At 59.2% G+C, this 16,858-nt stretch carries 16 protein-coding genes, 4 tRNA genes and 1 riboswitch; of the genes, 5 read left to right on the plus strand and 15 right to left on the minus strand.

Features of this window, described 5'->3' with window-relative positions:
• Window positions 1-435 precede the first annotated feature (435 nt).
• A tRNA-Arg gene (locus ACEN8E_RS22900) sits at window positions 436-512 on the minus strand.
• Between the two features lie 291 nt (window positions 513-803).
• On the opposite strand from ACEN8E_RS22900, the gene ACEN8E_RS22905 reads away from it, so the two are divergent.
• Window positions 804-1,037 carry a hypothetical protein gene (locus ACEN8E_RS22905; RefSeq protein ID WP_495589982.1) on the plus strand — a complete coding sequence of 78 codons (234 nt, stop codon included), beginning with the start codon at window positions 804-806 and terminating at the stop codon, window positions 1,035-1,037.
• Between the two features lie 21 nt (window positions 1,038-1,058).
• Complete coding sequence (locus ACEN8E_RS22910) at window positions 1,059-1,238, plus strand: PA3371 family protein (protein WP_495589983.1); 180 nt, start codon at window positions 1,059-1,061, stop codon at window positions 1,236-1,238.
• Between the two features lie 170 nt (window positions 1,239-1,408).
• On the opposite strand, the gene ACEN8E_RS22915 is transcribed toward ACEN8E_RS22910, so the two are convergent.
• Window positions 1,409-1,540: a hypothetical protein gene (locus ACEN8E_RS22915; RefSeq protein ID WP_495589984.1), complete on the minus strand. Its 132-nt coding sequence runs from the start codon at window positions 1,538-1,540 to the stop codon at window positions 1,409-1,411.
• Window positions 1,541-1,650: 110 nt separating this feature from the next.
• Between ACEN8E_RS22915 and ACEN8E_RS22920 the strand changes: the two genes are divergently transcribed.
• The gene (locus ACEN8E_RS22920) at window positions 1,651-1,977 is read left to right on the plus strand and encodes an Arc family DNA-binding protein (protein ID WP_008066583.1); all 327 of its coding nucleotides are present in this window, start codon (window positions 1,651-1,653) and stop codon (window positions 1,975-1,977) included.
• 100 nt (window positions 1,978-2,077) lie between these two features.
• On the opposite strand, the gene mgtE is transcribed toward ACEN8E_RS22920, so the two are convergent.
• A complete protein-coding gene (gene mgtE / locus ACEN8E_RS22925; RefSeq protein WP_008004215.1) occupies window positions 2,078-3,520 on the minus strand; it encodes a magnesium transporter in 1,443 nt (480 codons plus the stop codon).
• A gap of 319 nt (window positions 3,521-3,839) precedes the next feature.
• Here mgtE and ACEN8E_RS22930 point away from each other — a divergent pair, with 319 nt between their 5' ends.
• On the plus strand, window positions 3,840-4,358 hold the full coding sequence (locus ACEN8E_RS22930; RefSeq protein WP_495589985.1) for a cell envelope protein SmpA: 519 nt from the start codon (window positions 3,840-3,842) through the stop codon (window positions 4,356-4,358).
• Window positions 4,359-4,378: 20 nt separating this feature from the next.
• On the opposite strand, the gene ACEN8E_RS22935 is transcribed toward ACEN8E_RS22930, so the two are convergent.
• From ACEN8E_RS22935 to ltaE, 7 genes are all read right to left on the minus strand, one after another.
• Window positions 4,379-4,455: transfer RNA gene (locus ACEN8E_RS22935), tRNA-Arg, on the minus strand.
• A gap of 72 nt (window positions 4,456-4,527) precedes the next feature.
• Window positions 4,528-4,604 (minus strand) — tRNA-Arg (locus ACEN8E_RS22940).
• A gap of 107 nt (window positions 4,605-4,711) precedes the next feature.
• A tRNA-Ser gene (locus ACEN8E_RS22945) sits at window positions 4,712-4,802 on the minus strand.
• Window positions 4,803-4,864: 62 nt separating this feature from the next.
• Entirely contained in the window at window positions 4,865-5,053 is a 189-nt protein-coding gene (gene csrA / locus ACEN8E_RS22950; protein WP_002554426.1) for a carbon storage regulator CsrA, read from the minus strand.
• A gap of 189 nt (window positions 5,054-5,242) precedes the next feature.
• On the minus strand, window positions 5,243-6,484 hold the full coding sequence (locus ACEN8E_RS22955; protein ID WP_007971040.1) for an aspartate kinase: 1,242 nt from the start codon (window positions 6,482-6,484) through the stop codon (window positions 5,243-5,245).
• Window positions 6,485-6,575: 91 nt separating this feature from the next.
• A complete protein-coding gene (gene alaS / locus ACEN8E_RS22960) occupies window positions 6,576-9,197 on the minus strand; it encodes an alanine--tRNA ligase (protein WP_495589986.1) in 2,622 nt (873 codons plus the stop codon).
• 146 nt (window positions 9,198-9,343) lie between these two features.
• Window positions 9,344-10,348 (minus strand): low-specificity L-threonine aldolase, encoded by a 1,005-nt coding sequence (gene ltaE / locus ACEN8E_RS22965; RefSeq protein WP_495589987.1) that lies wholly within the window; start codon window positions 10,346-10,348, stop codon window positions 9,344-9,346.
• Window positions 10,349-10,544: 196 nt separating this feature from the next.
• Window positions 10,545-10,715: riboswitch (FMN riboswitch) on the plus strand.
• A gap of 103 nt (window positions 10,716-10,818) precedes the next feature.
• On the opposite strand from ltaE, the gene ACEN8E_RS22970 reads away from it, so the two are divergent.
• Window positions 10,819-11,328, plus strand: a complete 510-nt coding sequence (locus tag ACEN8E_RS22970; protein ID WP_495589988.1) for a 6,7-dimethyl-8-ribityllumazine synthase — start codon at window positions 10,819-10,821, stop codon at window positions 11,326-11,328.
• A 131-nt stretch (window positions 11,329-11,459) separates the two neighbouring features.
• Here the strand turns inward: ACEN8E_RS22970 and astE are convergent, their stop codons facing one another.
• The 5 genes from astE to astA all read right to left on the minus strand — a co-directional run bounded on the left by astE (window position 11,460) and on the right by astA (window position 16,807).
• Window positions 11,460-12,470 (minus strand): succinylglutamate desuccinylase, encoded by a 1,011-nt coding sequence (gene astE / locus ACEN8E_RS22975; RefSeq protein ID WP_495589989.1) that lies wholly within the window; start codon window positions 12,468-12,470, stop codon window positions 11,460-11,462.
• 12 nt (window positions 12,471-12,482) lie between these two features.
• On the minus strand, window positions 12,483-12,770 hold the full coding sequence (locus tag ACEN8E_RS22980; protein WP_495589990.1) for a topoisomerase II: 288 nt from the start codon (window positions 12,768-12,770) through the stop codon (window positions 12,483-12,485).
• Between the two features lie 60 nt (window positions 12,771-12,830).
• Window positions 12,831-14,177, minus strand: coding sequence for an N-succinylarginine dihydrolase (gene astB / locus ACEN8E_RS22985; protein ID WP_495589991.1), 1,347 nt, complete (start codon window positions 14,175-14,177; stop codon window positions 12,831-12,833).
• Between the two features lie 138 nt (window positions 14,178-14,315).
• On the minus strand, window positions 14,316-15,785 hold the full coding sequence (astD, locus tag ACEN8E_RS22990) for a succinylglutamate-semialdehyde dehydrogenase (protein ID WP_495593378.1): 1,470 nt from the start codon (window positions 15,783-15,785) through the stop codon (window positions 14,316-14,318).
• Window positions 15,782-16,807, minus strand: coding sequence for an arginine N-succinyltransferase (gene astA / locus ACEN8E_RS22995; protein ID WP_495589992.1), 1,026 nt, complete (start codon window positions 16,805-16,807; stop codon window positions 15,782-15,784). The genes astD and astA overlap by 4 nt, the downstream gene beginning before the upstream one ends.
• Between the last annotated feature and the right edge of the window lie 51 nt (window positions 16,808-16,858).

Consider the following 16,858-nt stretch of genomic DNA (forward strand, 5'->3'; position numbering starts at 1 on the left):
CGTGCTGGTCAAATCCTGTGCAATCGGTGTCAGGACGAATGCAAGCGGGCGGTCAAGCTGGGTGCAATTTTGCAGTAATCGATGATGGCTTCGTCTTGGAGTCCGACGGCCACGTCATGGTGATCCAAGAAGTTCAGCGCATTGGTTTCGGAGTTGGCGCTAGCCAGTGTAGAAACAAAAAAGGCCCGCATCGCTGCGGGCCTTTCTGTATATGGTGCCAGCATCAGGAATCGAACACGGGACCTACTGATTACAAGTCAGGCGCTCTGCTGCATCGAATTTCACCGCCTTCTGCTCGATGCTTTGCCGCTTTGCATGGCTGAGAAACGAGGCATTTTTTACAAGAAGGGCAGCTGGATATTCCTGAAACGTAACCCCAGCGTAACCCCGGCAATTCTATAAAGACGGGGAAACACCGTAACCGCTTGAATTATATGGTGTCCCAGGGCAGGTTCGAACTGCCAACCTTCCCCTTAGGAGGGGGATGCTCTATCCAATTGAGCTACTGAGACACAAGTCGAGCGCAACGAAACGTGGCGCGATGGACGGCGTGCATGTTAACGGCAGGGCCGGCTTTTGTCATGTCGTCCATAGGGCTTTTTAAGTGTAGGCAGACACCTCAGAAGGGCGCGGACCTGTTTACCGTGCAAATTGCATCGCTGTAAAAAGCCACCCTTGCAAAATGCAATATGGCGTTTTACCAAAAATAACTTAATTCATTGTTTTTTAAGAATTTAATTGCCGATAGACTCTGGCATGCGAGCTGCCTCTACTGTTCTTACAGAGCAACCGAGGCCCACGCCATGAACAGCGTCCTTTTACTCTCGAATGCAATCGCACTGGCCGTTTTATCGGGATTTCATTTTGTTCCCGAGAACAGCACTACGCAGGTTGCCCAGCTCATGCCGCATTACCTTCAGTTGCAGAAGGCGCCGCAACTGGCGCAATTGAGTGATCGGCACGGATTTGTCAGCCCGCAAGTGAGCCAGGAAAACATCCTGCTACCGGCGCCGTCATCCGAGCGTTTGGTATTTTGAATCACCCACCAGGAGCACAGCATGTCCAGATCAGCCGCGAGTTTCTTCATCCTCGCCTTGTTGAGCGGCATTTTCCATCTGTCATTGACCCAGGACATGGTCGTCACCCTCCCCCTGATCGCCTGCGTTGTCTTCAGCGGCCTGTTCGTGCTCGCACTGATCGCCGGACGCAAGATCAAGTTCGATCCGGTACTGCGTTGATCCCGGCCTGGTAGACCGGCTGCAAGGGCCTGCCACCCATCCTCAATTAACCCCCTAGAAGACTTCCACCTAGTAAATCGGCCATTTGCCACTATTCTGTAAAGGCAAGGAACAGGGATCGAGTCCACCTTTTTCTCCCGACAGAAACCTTTCGTCGGGCGGAGGGAGCATTAAGCATTACGGGCCCGATCGAACTTTTCAAACCAGTCCGCATTTCTGATAATTGGTGCTGGCAGAACGCCTTTATCCAGTTCAATATTTGTCACAGAATTGACGCCAAGGATCTGGCTGCTTTGAGGCATGATGCGCGCCTCTATCAATTCAGGTTGAACATTTGGTCAGAGCGCTTGTCCTACCAGACATCCTGCGGCCAATCCCGAAAACCGCTCCCCTGAACTAACCGGTTAAATATATGCGCCCATTGAAACAGGCAATTTATTCCAGCCGTACGGCTGACAAGTTCGTCGTACGTCTGCCAGACGGAATGCGTGAACGCATTGCCGAGGTGGCTCGCAATCATCATCGCAGCATGAACTCCGAAATCATTGCGCGCCTTGAGCAGAGTCTTATTCAGGAAGGCGCACTGGGAGAAGAGTTGAGCATGCGCCTGGACAGCCCGGAGCTTTCCTTGCACGAACGGGAGCTGCTGCAACGCTTCCGCCAACTCTCCCACCGACAGCAGAACGCCCTGGTTTCGCTGATCGCGCATGATGCTGAAATGACCGCCGACGCGTCCTGATTCAAGTAGAAAGCTCAAGCCAGCCTGATCGCTGGCTTTTTTTTGCCTGAAATCCAGGCAAAAAAAACCCGCCAAAGGCGGGTTTTCAATGAACGGGGCTTCAGAGCAGGAAGATTGTCGCCAGCCCAAGGAAGATGAAAAAGCCGCCGCTGTCGGTCATGGCAGTAATCATCACACTGGCACCCATTGCCGGGTCGCGCCCCATCTTCGCCAGGGTCATCGGGATCAAGACCCCCATCAACGCCGCCAGCAGCAAGTTGAGCGTCATCGCGGCGGTCATCACCACGCCCAATGACCAACTGCCATAGAGCAGGTAGGCAACCACACCAATCACCCCACCCCAGATCACACCGTTGATCAACGCGACCGCCAATTCCTTGCGCATCAGGCGCGAGGTATTACCGGTGCTCACCTGGTCCAGTGCCATGGCCCGAACAATCATGGTGATGGTCTGGTTGCCCGAATTACCACCGATGCCCGCCACGATCGGCATCAATGCCGCCAGCGCCACGAGCTTCTCGATCGAACCTTCGAACAAACCGATGACCCGGGAAGCCACGAACGCGGTAATCAGGTTGATCGCCAGCCAGGCCCAACGGTTACGCAGGGATTTCCAGACCGACGCAAAAATATCTTCTTCTTCACGCAGACCCGCCATGTTGAGAACTTCGCTTTCGCTCTCTTCACGGATCAGGTCGACCATTTCATCGATGGTCAGACGACCGATCAGCTTGCCGTTCTTGTCGACCACGGGTGCGGAGATCAAGTCATAACGCTCGAATGCCTGAGCAGCATCGTAAGCGTCTTCGTCCGGGTGAAAACTCACCGGATCGCTGGCCATCACCTCGGCAACCTGTTTGTCCGGATCGTTGACCAGCAAGCGCTTGATCGGCAACACACCCTTGAGGACGCCGTCGTAATCGACCACGAACAGTTTGTCGGTATGGCCCGGCAACTCCTTGAGACGGCGCAGGTAACGCAGGACAACTTCAAGGCTGACATCCTCGCGGATGGTCACCATCTCGAAGTCCATCAACGCACCGACCTGCTCCTCGTCGTAGGACAGTGCCGAGCGCACGCGTTCGCGTTGTTGCTGGTCGAGGGTCTCCATGAGCTCATGGACGACGTCTCGCGGCAGCTCGGAGGCCAGGTCAGCGAGTTCGTCGGCATCCATGTCCTTGGCCGCTGCCAGGAGCTCGTGATCGTCCATGTCGGCGATCAGCGATTCACGAACCGAATCGGATACTTCGAGAAGGATGTCGCCGTCGCGATCGGCCTTGACCAATTGCCAGAGCGTCAGACGATCGTCCAGCGGCAAGGCTTCAAGGATGTAGGCGACGTCGGCGGAGTGCAGGTCATCGAGCTTGCGTTGCAACTCGACAAGGTTCTGCCGGTGGACCAGGTTCTCGACCCGGTCATGATGCGGGCCTTCCTGGCGGTGAGTCAGGTCTTCTACCACTCGCTGGCGCTGCAGCAACTCAACCACCTGAGCCAGGCGATCCTGCAAGCTTTCCTGCGTTTTCTTTACTTCAACTTCAGACATAGGCGAACTCCACTCCCAGCAGCGGGGCACGCCGGAAGGATCAATCAGTCAATTCATGATTGGTAAAACGGGGTACTGAGTAACTACTGGGTAAGTCCATGGAGGTATTCCACAAGCCCCGGCGGGGCTGACGGGCGCAATGATACACCGCCTGACGGTTTTAAACGTTAAAAAATCGTGGCTGAAACAAGCGCTTGCACAACAATCTTGAGCGTCGTCCTGATCCATCGAAATGCGACGACGTATTCTGAAAAGAAAACACACCGCTTCGAAAATTGTAGCCGCTACCCTTGAAAAGGAACGTCATGGAGGACGGCCAATGCCACCGATTTCACAATGCCTTTTACTGCTCAGCCTGCTCGGCCCCCTGCCCCTGGCGCTCGCCACCACCGTTCAACGCTGTGAAGCGCCCGATGGACGCATTACCTTCACCACGCTGAGCTGCGCCGCGGGAGAACGCGCTTCACTTCAGGACGCCCGCGCCTTTACACCTGGCAGCACGATGGCGCTTATGCCGCCGGCCGAGCTCCGTGAAACACCAGCAATGAACATCAACAGCAGAGAGCCAACCGTGGTCGGCCAAACGCAGGACAAGTGTGGAAACCTGATCAGCGCCAGGGAGCGCCGGGAAGCGATCATCCATCAGCGGGTGGTCGCGGGCATGAGCCAGCAAGACGTCGAGAGCGCACTCGGCAAGCCAGACAAGATCAGTATTCGCAATTCGGCCACGACCTACCGTTACGACACCCGCAAAGGTCGCAGCGCACAGGTGGAGTTCGACGAGAGGGGATGCACGAAAGAAAAAGCCAAATCCCGGACGGCAAAAAGCCCGCTTTAAAGGCGGGCTTTTTGTTTGTATGGTGCACTCGACAGGATTCGAACCTGTGACCGCTCGGTTCGTAGCCGAGTACTCTATCCAGCTGAGCTACGAGTGCAATTTGTGTTTTTAGACCAGATCACAACTGGTTGAAGCCAAGTCATTCGCATCACTGCAAACAACTCTTAAATGGTGCACTCGACAGGATTCGAACCTGTGACCGCTCGGTTCGTAGCCGAGTACTCTATCCAGCTGAGCTACGAGTGCATTTGTTGCCGCGCATTATAGGCCGTCCAATCTCTATGTCAAGCACTTTTTCTAGTAATTTCAACAACTTACCGAAGAAGCCAGATTACAACGTACTACGCAAATAATGGCGGAGAACGGGGGATTCGAACCCCCGACACCCTTTTGAGGTGTACTCCCTTAGCAGGGGAGCGCCTTCGGCCACTCGGCCAGCTCTCCGCAACACGGGGCGTATATTAACCAGCTTCTTCCCCGTTTGCAAACATAAAAAACGATAAAAATTAATGGCTTGGTTCTTCGTCCTTCTCTTTCTTGATACGCAGGTAAATTTCCTCCCGGTGAACAGCTACCTCTTTGGGAGCATTAACACCGATGCGCACTTGATTTCCTTTGACGCCGAGCACGGTCACGGTGATTTCGCCATCACCGATAATCAGGCTTTCTGCGCACCGACGAGTCAGAATCAGCATACCTTTCTCCTCACGCGTTTCATTTCAGGGACTACAGTCTGCAAAAAAAAGGCACTCGACCCACAACCGGAGCGGTCGCAGCCCTACATGCCTGAGTATTGACTAGCGCGAGCAAAAGAACAGGCTCGGGGGGGCACGCCATTCAAAAAAACAAAAGGCGCGGTCAGACCGCGCCTTTTGGCAAACGCATCACTCGCCCTGGCGGGCCGGTGCGTCCAGTTCGAACGCCGTGTGCAGAGCGCGCACAGCCAGTTCCAGATACTTCTCTTCGATCACTACGGAGACTTTGATTTCCGAAGTCGAGATCATCTGGATGTTGATGCTTTCCTTGGCCAGGGATTCGAACATGCGGCTGGCAACGCCTGCGTGGGAACGCATGCCAACGCCGACGATCGACACCTTGGCGATCTTGGTGTCGCCCACGACTTCACGGGCACCCAGCTCACCAGCGGTCTTTTCCAGCACGGCTTGCGCCGCCTGGTAGTCGTTGCGGTGCACGGTGAAGGTGAAGTCGGTGGTGTTATCGTGCGCGACGTTCTGCACGATCATGTCGACTTCAATGTTCGCGGCACTGATCGGGCCGAGAATCTTGAATGCAACGCCCGGAATGTCTGGCACGCCACGGATGGTCAGCTTGGCTTCATCGCGGTTGAAAGCGATACCGGAAATGATCGGCTGTTCCATGGTTTCCTCTTCATCAATAGTAATGAGGGTGCCCGGACCCTCCTTGAAGCTGTGCAGTACGCGCAGCGGAACGTTGTACTTGCCGGCGAACTCGACCGCGCGGATCTGCAATACCTTGGAACCGAGGCTGGCCATTTCCAGCATCTCTTCGAAGGTGATCTTGTCCAGGCGCTGAGCCACGGACACCACACGCGGGTCGGTGGTGTAGACACCGTCGACGTCGGTGTAGATCTGGCATTCGTCAGCCTTCAGGGCTGCCGCCAGCGCCACGCCGGTGGTGTCGGAACCGCCACGACCGAGGGTGGTGATATTGCCGTGCTCGTCGACGCCCTGGAAACCGGCGACCACTACCACGCGACCGGCCTTCAGATCACCGCGAATCTTCTGGTCATCAATCTGCAGGATACGCGCTTTATTGTGTGCGCTATCCGTCAGAATCCGCACCTGGTTGCCGGTGTAGGACACCGCCGGCACGCCACGCTTGATCAGTGCCATGGCCAACAGGGCAATCGTCACCTGCTCACCGGTGGAGACGATCACGTCCAGCTCGCGCGGAACCGGTTGACCGTCGCCACTGATTTGCTTGGCCAGATCGATCAGACGGTTGGTTTCGCCGCTCATTGCAGACAGCACAACCACCAGGTCATCGCCGGCATCGCGGAATTTCTTAACCTTGTCGGCGACCTGCTCGATTCTCTCGACAGTGCCGACCGAGGTGCCTCCAAATTTCTGTACGATCAAAGCCATTTCAAAGCCGCCTCTGCCCATGAAGGGCGCCCAAATAATCACTCAAACAGCGTTGCGGCCCGCCACTAGACTGCGAGCCGCAAGCACTGCCTTATAGACCCTGCTCTACAAACGGAACGGTCAGGGCCAGTGCCGCATCCAGTGCGCCAGCGTCGGTACCGCCGCCTTGCGCCATGTCTGGACGACCACCACCCTTCCCGCCCACTGCCGCAGCGGCTTGCTTCATCAAATCACCGGCTTTGAGTTGGCCAGTCAGGTCTTTGGTTACGCCTGCAACCAGAACGACCTTATCCTCATGGACACTGCCGAGCAGGATCACTGCGCGGCCGAGTTTGTTTTTCAGTTGATCGACCAGCGCCAGCAGCGCCTTGCCATCCTGACCGTCCAGACGCACGGCCAGCACTTTCACGTCCTTGACGTCCAGCGCCTGGGCCGACAGGTCGTCGCCCGCGGCACTGGCAGCCTTGGCTTGCAACTGCTCGAGTTGCTTTTCCAGCAGACGGTTGCGCTCCAGCACAGCCGACAGCTTGTCGATCAGGTTATCGCGGCTGCCCTTGACCAGGCTGGCCGCTTCCTTGAGTTGTTCTTCCGCTGCGTTCAAGTAGGCCAGCGCTTGCGCGCCGGTGACAGCTTCGATACGACGCACACCCGATGCCACACCGCCTTCGCTGATGATTTTCAGCAGGCCGATGTCGCCGGTACGGTTGGCGTGGATACCGCCGCACAGTTCGACGGAGAAATCGCCCATGCTCAACACGCGCACGTTGTCGCCGTATTTCTCGCCGAACAGCGCCATGGCGCCTTTCTGCTTGGCGGTTTCGATGTCGGTTTCTTCGGTTTCAACTTCGGAGTTCTTGCGAATCTCGGCGTTGACGATGTCTTCCAGCGCTTTGAGCTGTTCAGGCTTGATGGCCTCGAAGTGGCTGAAGTCGAAGCGCAGGCGCTGACTGTCGACCAGCGAGCCTTTCTGCTGAACGTGATCGCCCAGCACCTGGCGCAATGCGGCATGCAGCAAGTGAGTCGCCGAGTGGTTCAGCGAAGTGGCGTGACGCACTTCGGCATCGACATGAGCCTCGACCGGAGCACCGACAATCAGGCTACCCGAATCCAGCACACCGTGGTGCAGGAACGCACCGCCGGTCTTGGTGGTGTCGCGCACGTCGAAACGCGCAGCGCCAGCCTGGAGGAAGCCGCAATCGCCGATCTGGCCACCGGATTCCGCATAGAACGGCGTCTGGTTCAGAACGACCACGCCCTCTTCGCCTTCGCTCAGCACGTCAACCGATTGCCCGTCTTTATAGAGAGCAACGATCTTGGCCGAACCGCTGTGAGCGGTGTAACCGGTGAACTCGGTGTCCACATCGACCTTGACCAGGCTGTTGTAGTCCATGCCGAAGGAACTGGCGGAACGGGCACGGACGCGCTGGGCTTCCATCTCACGTTCAAAACCGGCTTCGTCGATGGTCAGGCTGCGCTCGCGAGCGATGTCGCCGGTCAGGTCCATCGGGAAACCGTAGGTGTCGTAGAGTTTGAACACCACGTCGCCCGGCACCACGTCGCCCTTGAGCTCGGCCAGATCCTGCTCGAGGATCTTCAGGCCCTGCTCCAGGGTCTTGGCGAACTGTTCTTCTTCGGCCTTCAGCACGCGCTCGATGTGCGCCTGCTGGGATTTCAGTTCCGGGAAGGCTTCGCCCATCTCCGCGACCAGGGCCGCGACGATCTGGTAGAAGAAGCTGCCCTTGGCGCCCAGCTTGTTACCGTGACGGCAGGCGCGACGGATGATCCGGCGCAGCACGTAGCCGCGGCCTTCGTTGGACGGCAGCACGCCGTCGGCGATCAGGAAACCGCAGGAACGGATGTGGTCAGCCACGACTTTCAGGGAAGCCTGAGCGTCGTTGGTGCAACCGATGGCCTTGGCCGATGCGTTCAGCAGGCTCTGGAACAGGTCGATTTCATAGTTCGAGTGAACGTGCTGCAGCACGGCACTGATCCGCTCCAGGCCCATGCCGGTGTCGACCGACGGCGCTGGCAGCGGGTGCAACACGCCATCGGCGGTGCGGTTGAACTGCATGAACACGTTGTTCCAGATCTCGATGTAACGGTCGCCATCTTCTTCCGGCGAGCCCGGTGGGCCACCCCAGATGTCGGCGCCGTGATCGTAGAAAATCTCGGTGCAAGGACCGCACGGGCCGGTATCGCCCATGGTCCAGAAGTTGTCGGAGGCGTACGGCGCGCCCTTGTTGTCGCCGATGCGCACCATGCGCTCGGCCGGAACCCCGATTTCCTTGGTCCAGATGTCATACGCCTCGTCATCGCTGGCGTAGACGGTGACCCAGAGCTTTTCCTTCGGCAGGTTCAGCCACTTGTCGGAAGTCAGGAAGTTCCAGGCGTAGCTGATGGCGTCACGCTTGAAATAATCGCCGAAGCTGAAGTTACCCAGCATTTCGAAGAAAGTGTGGTGACGAGCGGTATAACCGACGTTTTCCAGGTCGTTGTGCTTGCCGCCGGCGCGCACGCATTTCTGGCTGCTGACCGCGCGGGTGTACGCGCGCTTTTCCTGGCCCAGGAAGCAGTCCTTGAACTGGTTCATCCCCGCGTTAGTGAACAGCAGGGTTGGGTCGTTGCCCGGAATCAAAGAGCTGGAGGCTACACGGGTGTGGCCTTGCTCTTCGAAGAAGCGAAGGAAGGCTTCACGGATTTCTGCGCTTTTCATTAGGTTCTTCCACGGAGGCTGCGGCCAAAGGCCTGTTCGAAACGTCAACAGACGAAGCGACGGCAAAGGGCCGCATTATATCGGCCCTGCGCGCGGGGTACAGCGTGTTTATACGATAGAAACGGTCAATTGGAGTGCTAACGCTATCACTTGCGCGAAAAGTCGACGAATGTCGCGACGACTTGCCCGATTTGCGCACGGCTGACGTCCATGTGCGTGACCATGCGCAGGCGCGCGGCAGCACTGAGCCTGATCCCGCGCTCGGCGGCAAACGCCTTGAGCGCCTCGGCCTTGTCGCCCATCTGCACGTAAACCATGTTGGTCTGCACCGGTTCGACCTCGAAGCCCGCCGCACGCAGGCCTTCGGCCAGCAATTGTGCATTGGCGTGGTCGTCGGCCAGGCGCTCTACGTTGTGATCCAGTGCATACAGGCCTGCCGCCGCCAGAATCCCGGCCTGGCGCATGCCGCCACCGACCATTTTGCGCAGGCGCCGGGCCTTGCCGATCAGCTCGGCCGAGCCACACAGCACCGAACCCACCGGTGCACCCAACCCTTTGGACAGGCAAACCGAGACGGAATCGAAATGTTGGGTGATTTCCCGGGCATCCACTCCCAGCTTCACTGCCGCGTTATACAAACGTGCGCCGTCCAGGTGCAGCTGCAAGCCATGCTCTTGGGTGAAACTGCGCGCCCGCGCCAGGTATTCCAGCGGCAGGACCTTGCCCTGCATGGTGTTTTCCAGCGCCAGCAGCCTGGTGCGGGCGAAGTGGAAGTCATCCGGCTTGATCGCCGCCGCGACGTGGGCCAGGTCCAGTGAACCATCGGCCTGCACTTCCAGCGGTTGCGGCTGAATCGAGCCGAGTACCGCAGCACCACCCCCTTCGTATTTATAGGTGTGGGCCTGCTGGCCGACGATGTACTCGTCGCCGCGCTCGCAATGGGCCATCAACCCAAGCAGGTTGCTCATGGTACCGGTCGGCACGAACAGTGCCGCGGCAAACCCCAGGCGCCTGGCCAGTTCGGCTTCCAGATGATTGACCGTCGGGTCTTCGCCATACACGTCATCGCCGGTGGCGGCGTTGGCCATCGCGTCGAGCATGCCGGCGGAAGGTTGGGTGACGGTGTCGCTGCGAAGATCGATAACGCTCATGAATCTGGCCTCGGTAAGCAGGGGAAATCCCTTTCAGGAAAGAATTACTGCGGGCATGGTGACGATTAATCAACCCTTGCGTAGGAAAAGGCCGATCAATCCAACAGAAAAGTCGATAACAATCATCCAAAAGGGGCCATGCGCATACCGCAAATATGTGATAAAAACGCTGCGCCGCCAAACATTCCGGCGGCAAAAACGTTCTCAGGGCGGGGTGCAACTCCCCACCGGCGGTAATTGCGCGCAATGCGCATAGCCCGCGAGCGCTTGGTGACAGCACGGCTTCGGCGGTGCCTGGCAGCAAGGTCAGCAGACCCGGTGTGATCCCGGGGCCGACGGTCATAGTCCGGATGAAGAGAGAACGGGATTGACAGCAAAGGGCCGTCCGCCAGCATTCGTGCGAGCGTGCGTCCCCTTGGATCCCCTTCGATTCATAACGCCCTGTTTTTCACACAAACAGGAGTCAGAACATGCAACCCACCGCAATCGACAGCAAAAGCAAACACCACCACGGCGAGCGCGTCGCGTTCATCCAGGCCTGCTGGCACAAGGATATTGTCGATCAGAGCCGTAAAGGCTTCGTCGCCGAAATGATTGCCCAGGGTTATCAGGAGTCCGACATCGATTTCTTCGAAGTCGGCGGCGCCTTTGAAATGCCCCTGCACGCCAAGCTGCTGGCCAAGACCGGCCGTTATGCCGGCATCGTCGCTGCAGCCCTGGTGGTGGACGGCGGGATCTACCGCCACGAGTTCGTTGCCCAGTCGGTCGTCAGCGGCCTGATGCAGGTTCAGCTGGAAACCGAAGTGCCGGTGTTCTCGGTGTCCCTGACCCCGCACCACTTCCATGCCGGCGAAGAGCACCAGAAGTTCTTCTTCGAGCATTTCTTGCATAAAGGCCAGGAAGCGGCGAAGACGTGTGCGGATACGCTGATGAAAATCCGCTCGCTGCGCCGCAGTGAACCACGCGCAGTAGCAGTCTAATCACCGCATAACCCTGTAGGAGCGAGCCTGCTCGCGATGGTCGTCAACGATAACGCGGGAAATCTGATATCCCGCGGTGTTCTTACGCTCATCGCGAGCAGGCTCGCTCCTACATTTGTTATGTGTTGTATTCAGGCCAGGTTTTCGTCGGTGGTCGGCACGATCAGGATGCCGGCACGCAGGCCGTTCTTCACCTTGGGATTCGGGAAGATGATCCGGGCACCCTCCTCCTCGATGATCCAGCGGGTATTGGCGATGTCTTCCGCCAGCAAATAACCCACATCCAGTTCGGAAAAGTTCTCGATGTCCGGCGGCAGGTTCAGGCGGAAGCTGTCGCTGTGCTTGATGATTTCCCGCGCCACGCTGTACAGCTGCAAGCCATCCAGTGCCGCTTCTGTCAGTTCCGGCTCGGCGCCTTCAATGATCTGCTTGAGGCGATGCTCCAGCAGCGAGACATTGACCCCGGCGTTTTGTCCGAACGGCCGCGCCTTGCCGAGCTCCAGGGTGAAAGCCTCTGCACCGAGCTTGTCATAGGTGTAGGCGCTGAACACGATGGATGGCTTGTTCTGCAACAACACCGCTTCCATGCCGGCGGCGCGCAAGCGAGCCAGTTCCAGGCGCGAATGCTGGCGCCCCTCCTTCCAGGGGTACAACGCGAACTGCTCGACTTTCGAGCCACGGATCGCGGTATGCAGGTCGTAATGCAGACGCTGGCGATCCGGCACGCTGAAGAAACTCGCGGCCAGGCGCTCCAGCTCACAGGCGCGCAGGGCTTCGGAACCGCTGCTTTGTTCGTGACGGCCATTGAATAGCCGATTGACGTCCTGTTCGATGAAACGCTCGCCTTTGCGAATCGCTTCGGGGTTGCCGAACAGGAACAGAATGCGTGCGCGCGGCTTCAAGTCGCCGCGGGCAATGTCATGCAACAGGCGATCGAGCAACTCGATCGGCGCTGTTTCGTTGCCGTGGATCCCCGCCGACAGCAGCAGGTCCAGGCCGTTGTCGCGCGCTTCGGGCGGCCGGACTTCCAGCGCACCTTCGCTCAACCAGCGCATGCGCACGCCTTCGACAGTCAGTTGAGTCTTCTCCGCCGGTTCACGACCGGCGAGGGTCAGTTCAAGCAGTTTGCCGAGGGCGAGCATAGAGCGGTTTCCTTAGTGGTCTTGGTTGCAATCCGGGCCGTGAACGTGTTCCTCGTCGGTGAGGTCAGCCGGTTCCATCTCCAGTTGCAGACTTACCAGATTAGTCGCCAATGGGCGCAGCAGCAGGTTTGCGTATTCGGCATCGCCTTCTTCGACGTCCACACCGATCAGCAACTGGCCACGACCATCGTGCTGGATCCACAGCTCTTTGCCTTGCCACATGACCGCGACGCGGGTGCAGGAGGTTTCCAGTTGCGTGCCGTCGGTGTCTTCAAGGATCAGCTGCAGTTTGTCGCTCATGTCATTACGCTCTCGTTTGAGATGAAGCGGCGCGCTGTCGTGCCCGAAGCGCGCCGTCGATCAATTGATCTGGAATGGATAAACCGCGCCCAGTTTAAGGATTTGCGTCAGTTCATCCAGTGCCGTCCGGCACTCAAGCAGCAAATGCGGGTCCGCCAGATCGTTTTCGGTCATGCGGTCGCGGTAATGCTTTTCGACCCATTCGGTCAGAGTGCCGTACAACGGTGCCGTCATGATAACCCCTGGGTTGACGGCCGCCAGTTCGGTTTCGTTGAGTGCGACACGCAACCGCAGGCAAGCCGGGCCACCGCCGTTCTGCATGCTCTGCTTGAGATCGAAGACTTTCACTTCGCGGATCAGGCCGCCGGAGCTGGTCAAACCCTGCAAGTACTGCCAGACGCGCTCGTTGCCACGGCATTCTTCCGGCACGATCAACAGCATGGAACCGTCAGGACGTGACAGCAGCTGGCTATTGAACAGGTAGGAACGAACCGCGTCTTCCACTGTTACCGCGGAACGCGGTACGCAGACAGACTGAAATTTCCCACCGACTTTGGCGAGTTTGCTCTGCAATTCGGCCAGCATCTGCTCAGTCTCGAGGAACGCATCCTCGTGATAGAACAGCACTTCACCGTTGCCGACGGCGATCACGTCGTTGTGGAACACACCCTGATCGATCACCGATGGGTTCTGCTGCGCGTAGACCACGCCGTCATCGCTCAAGCCGTGCAGGCGGGCAACAGCCTGTGACGCTTCGAGGGTCTGGCGTGCAGGGTACTTCTGCGGAGCCGGGTAGCGCGTATCGAACGCGCTGCGGCCGAACACGAAGAACTCAACGCCGGCTGCGCCGTACTCACGGCAGAAACGCGTGTGGTTGGCCGCACCTTCGTCACCGAATTGCGCCACGGCCGGCAAGGCGGCGTGGTGGGCGAAGTGTTTCTGGTCAGCGAACATCGCCCCCAGCACGCGGCTGGTGGTCGGGTGTTCGATGCTGCGGTGATATTTGCAGTTGAGGTTGGCGGCGGTGAAATGCACGCGGCCATCAGCGGTGTCAGCGCTCGGGCTGACGGTGGCGGCGTTGGCCACCCACATGCTCGAGGCCGAGCAACTGGCCACCAGCAGCGGCATCGCGTCTTTGGCAGCGCGTTCGATCACTTCAGCGTCGGTGCCGCCGAAGCCCAGGCGACGCAGTGCGGCCACATCCGGGCGCTCTTGCGGTGCCAGTACGCCCTGCTGGAAACCCATTTCCATCAGCGCTTTCATTTTTGCCAGGCCTTGCAGAGCCGCTTCCTTGGGGTTGGAGGACTGCTGGCTGTTGCTCTGGGACGCGACGTTGCCGTAGGACAGGCCGCCGTAGTTATGGGTCGGCCCCACTAGACCGTCAAAATTGACTTCATAGGATTTCATCAGCGAGGCTCCACGAGAATCTGTTGTTATAGGCTTCAGTAACTGTTCAGTAAGACCGGGTCGCGGCTTTCGCGAGCAGGCTCGCTCCCACAAGGATTACGCAATACCTGTGGGAGCGAGCCTGCTCGCGAATAGGCGCTAAGCCATCTTCACGCCAGGCGTGAGGGCCGCCGGCAACACCAGGCTCGGCGTTTCCAGCGAGGCCACCGGGTACGCGCAGTAATCTGCCGCGTAATAGGCACTGGCGCGATGGTTGCCCGAGGCGCCGACGCCGCCGAATGGCGCACTGCTTGCCGCGCCGGTCAGTTGTTTGTTCCAGTTGACGATACCGGCGCGGCTTTCCAGCCAGAACTGCTGGTAACGTGCTTCGGAATCCGACAGCAGACCGGCGGCCAGACCGTAGGCGGTGTCGTTGGCTTCAGCGATCGCCCCTTCAAAATCAGCGTAGCGGATCACTTGCAGCAAAGGGCCGAACAGCTCTTCGTCAGGACGGTCGGCGACAGCGGTCACGTCCAGAATACCCGGGGTCAGCAGGGCCGACCGAGCCTGTGGCTGGGTCATTTCCAGCAGTGCCACGGCACCATTGGCCAGCAGGTGTTCCTGTGCATCCATCAGTGCTTTCGCAGCGCCGAGAGAGACCACCGAGCCCATGAACGGCGCCGGTTGCTGATCGAAGGCACCGACTTCAATCGTCGCGCTGACCGCCACCAGGCGCGCCAGCAGCGAGTCGCCCCAGGCGCCCTGCGGCACCAGCAGGCGGCGGGCACAGGTGCAGCGCTGGCCGGCGGAGATGAACGCCGACTGAATGATGGTGTACACCGCGGCATCGAGGTCGGCGACCTGATCGACCACCAGCGGGTTGTTACCGCCCATTTCCAGCGCCAGGATCTTGTCCGGACGACCGGCAAACTGCTGGTGCAGGTGATTGCCGGTACGGCTGGAACCGGTGAAGAACAGACCGTCGATACCCGGGTTCGCCGCCAGCGCGATGCCGGTTTCGCGAGCGCCTTGCAGCAGGTTCAATACGCCGGCCGGCAGACCGGCTTCGATCCAGCACTTGACCGTCAGTTCGGCCACTTTCGGCGTCAGCTCGCTCGGCTTGAACAGCACGCTGTTACCGGCCAGCAATGCCGGCACGATGTGGCCGTTCGGCAAGTGGCCCGGGAAGTTGTAAGGACCAAACACCGCCACCACACCGTGGGGTTTGTGGCGCAGCACAGCGGTGGCGTCGCCCAGCGGGCCGCTCTTCTCGCCGGTACGCTCGCGGTAGCTCTGCACCGAGATGGCGATCTTGTTGACCATGCTGGTCACTTCGGTCGCCGCTTCCCACAAAGGCTTGCCGGTTTCTTCACCGATGGTGCGGGCCAATTCGTCAGCGTGATTCTTCAGCGCAGCGGCAAAGGCCTCCAGCACCGAGATACGTTCTTCCAGGGTGCGTCGCGCCCAGCCCGGGAACGCCTGACGCGCCGCCTGCACAGCCGACTCGACCTGAGCGGCGGTGGCACCGACGCCGGACCACAGCACCTGCTGGGTCACCGGGTTCAGCGACTCGAAGGCTTCGCCCTGACCGGCCAGCCATTCACCTGCGATGTAAAGCGACTTCATTATTTCGACTCCCGAGCTGCGGACAACGCCACGGCGCGCACTTGATCGCCAGCGTTGAGTTGAAGACGTTTGGCGGTCAGCGGGTCGACCACCAAAGTACCGGCGGCCAGACGTGCCGGAGCGGCAGTGATGCGGCAGTCTTCGCGCTTGCGGTTGTGAATGATGAAAGGCGTGGCGTCGTCACCCGGGGTGCCAACGGCCAGCACCAGCGCCTGGCTGTCACGCACGGCGCGGATCTTGCCGGTTTCGCATTCGATGGCCGGGCCGGCGTCGAAAATGTCGACGTAGCCCTGGTAGCTGAAACCTTCGCTCTTGAGCATGGCCAGCGCCGGCTCGGTGTCCGGGTGAACCTGACCGATGACGTTGCGCGCATCCGGCGACAGGAAGCAGGTGTACAGCGGGAATTTCGGCATCAGCTCGGCGATGAACGCCTTGTTGCCCACGCCGGTCAGGTAGTCGGCCTGGCTGAATTCCATCTTGAAGAAGTGCCGGCCCAGGCTTTCCCAGAACGGCGAACGTCCGGCTTCGTCGGAAACACCGCGCATTTCGGCAATGATCTTGTTGCCGAACAGTTGCGGGAATTCGGCGATAAACAGCATCCGCGCCTTGGACAACATGCGCCCGTTGAGGCCGCTGCGGTAATCGGCATGCAGGAACAGCGAGCACAGCTCGGAGTTGCCGGTCAGGTCGTTGGCCAGGAACAGCGTCGGGATTTCACGATAGATCTTCAGCTCTTGCGAAGCGCTAACCGTCAGACCGACCCGGAAGTTGTACCACGGCTCACGCAGGCCGACGGCGCCGGCGATGGCGGAAATGCCCACCACACGAGCGTTGTCGTCTTCGAGGACGAACAGGTAGTCCGCATCGGCCCGCCCGGCTTCGCCGCGAAAGGTCTTCTCGGCCCAGCCGACCCGATGGGCCAGACGCTCTTCGTTGGCCGGCAAGGTAGTCAGGCCGGTGCCGGTGCTGCGGGCCAGGTCGATCAGAGCGGGTAAATCGCTGCTGCGTACGGGACGAACGATCATGCTATCTCCTCAAACGGGCCGCTTGCGCCACCCGTGAAACTTCGCTGCTTT

This window comes from Pseudomonas sp. Pseusp9, from assembly GCF_059491265.1.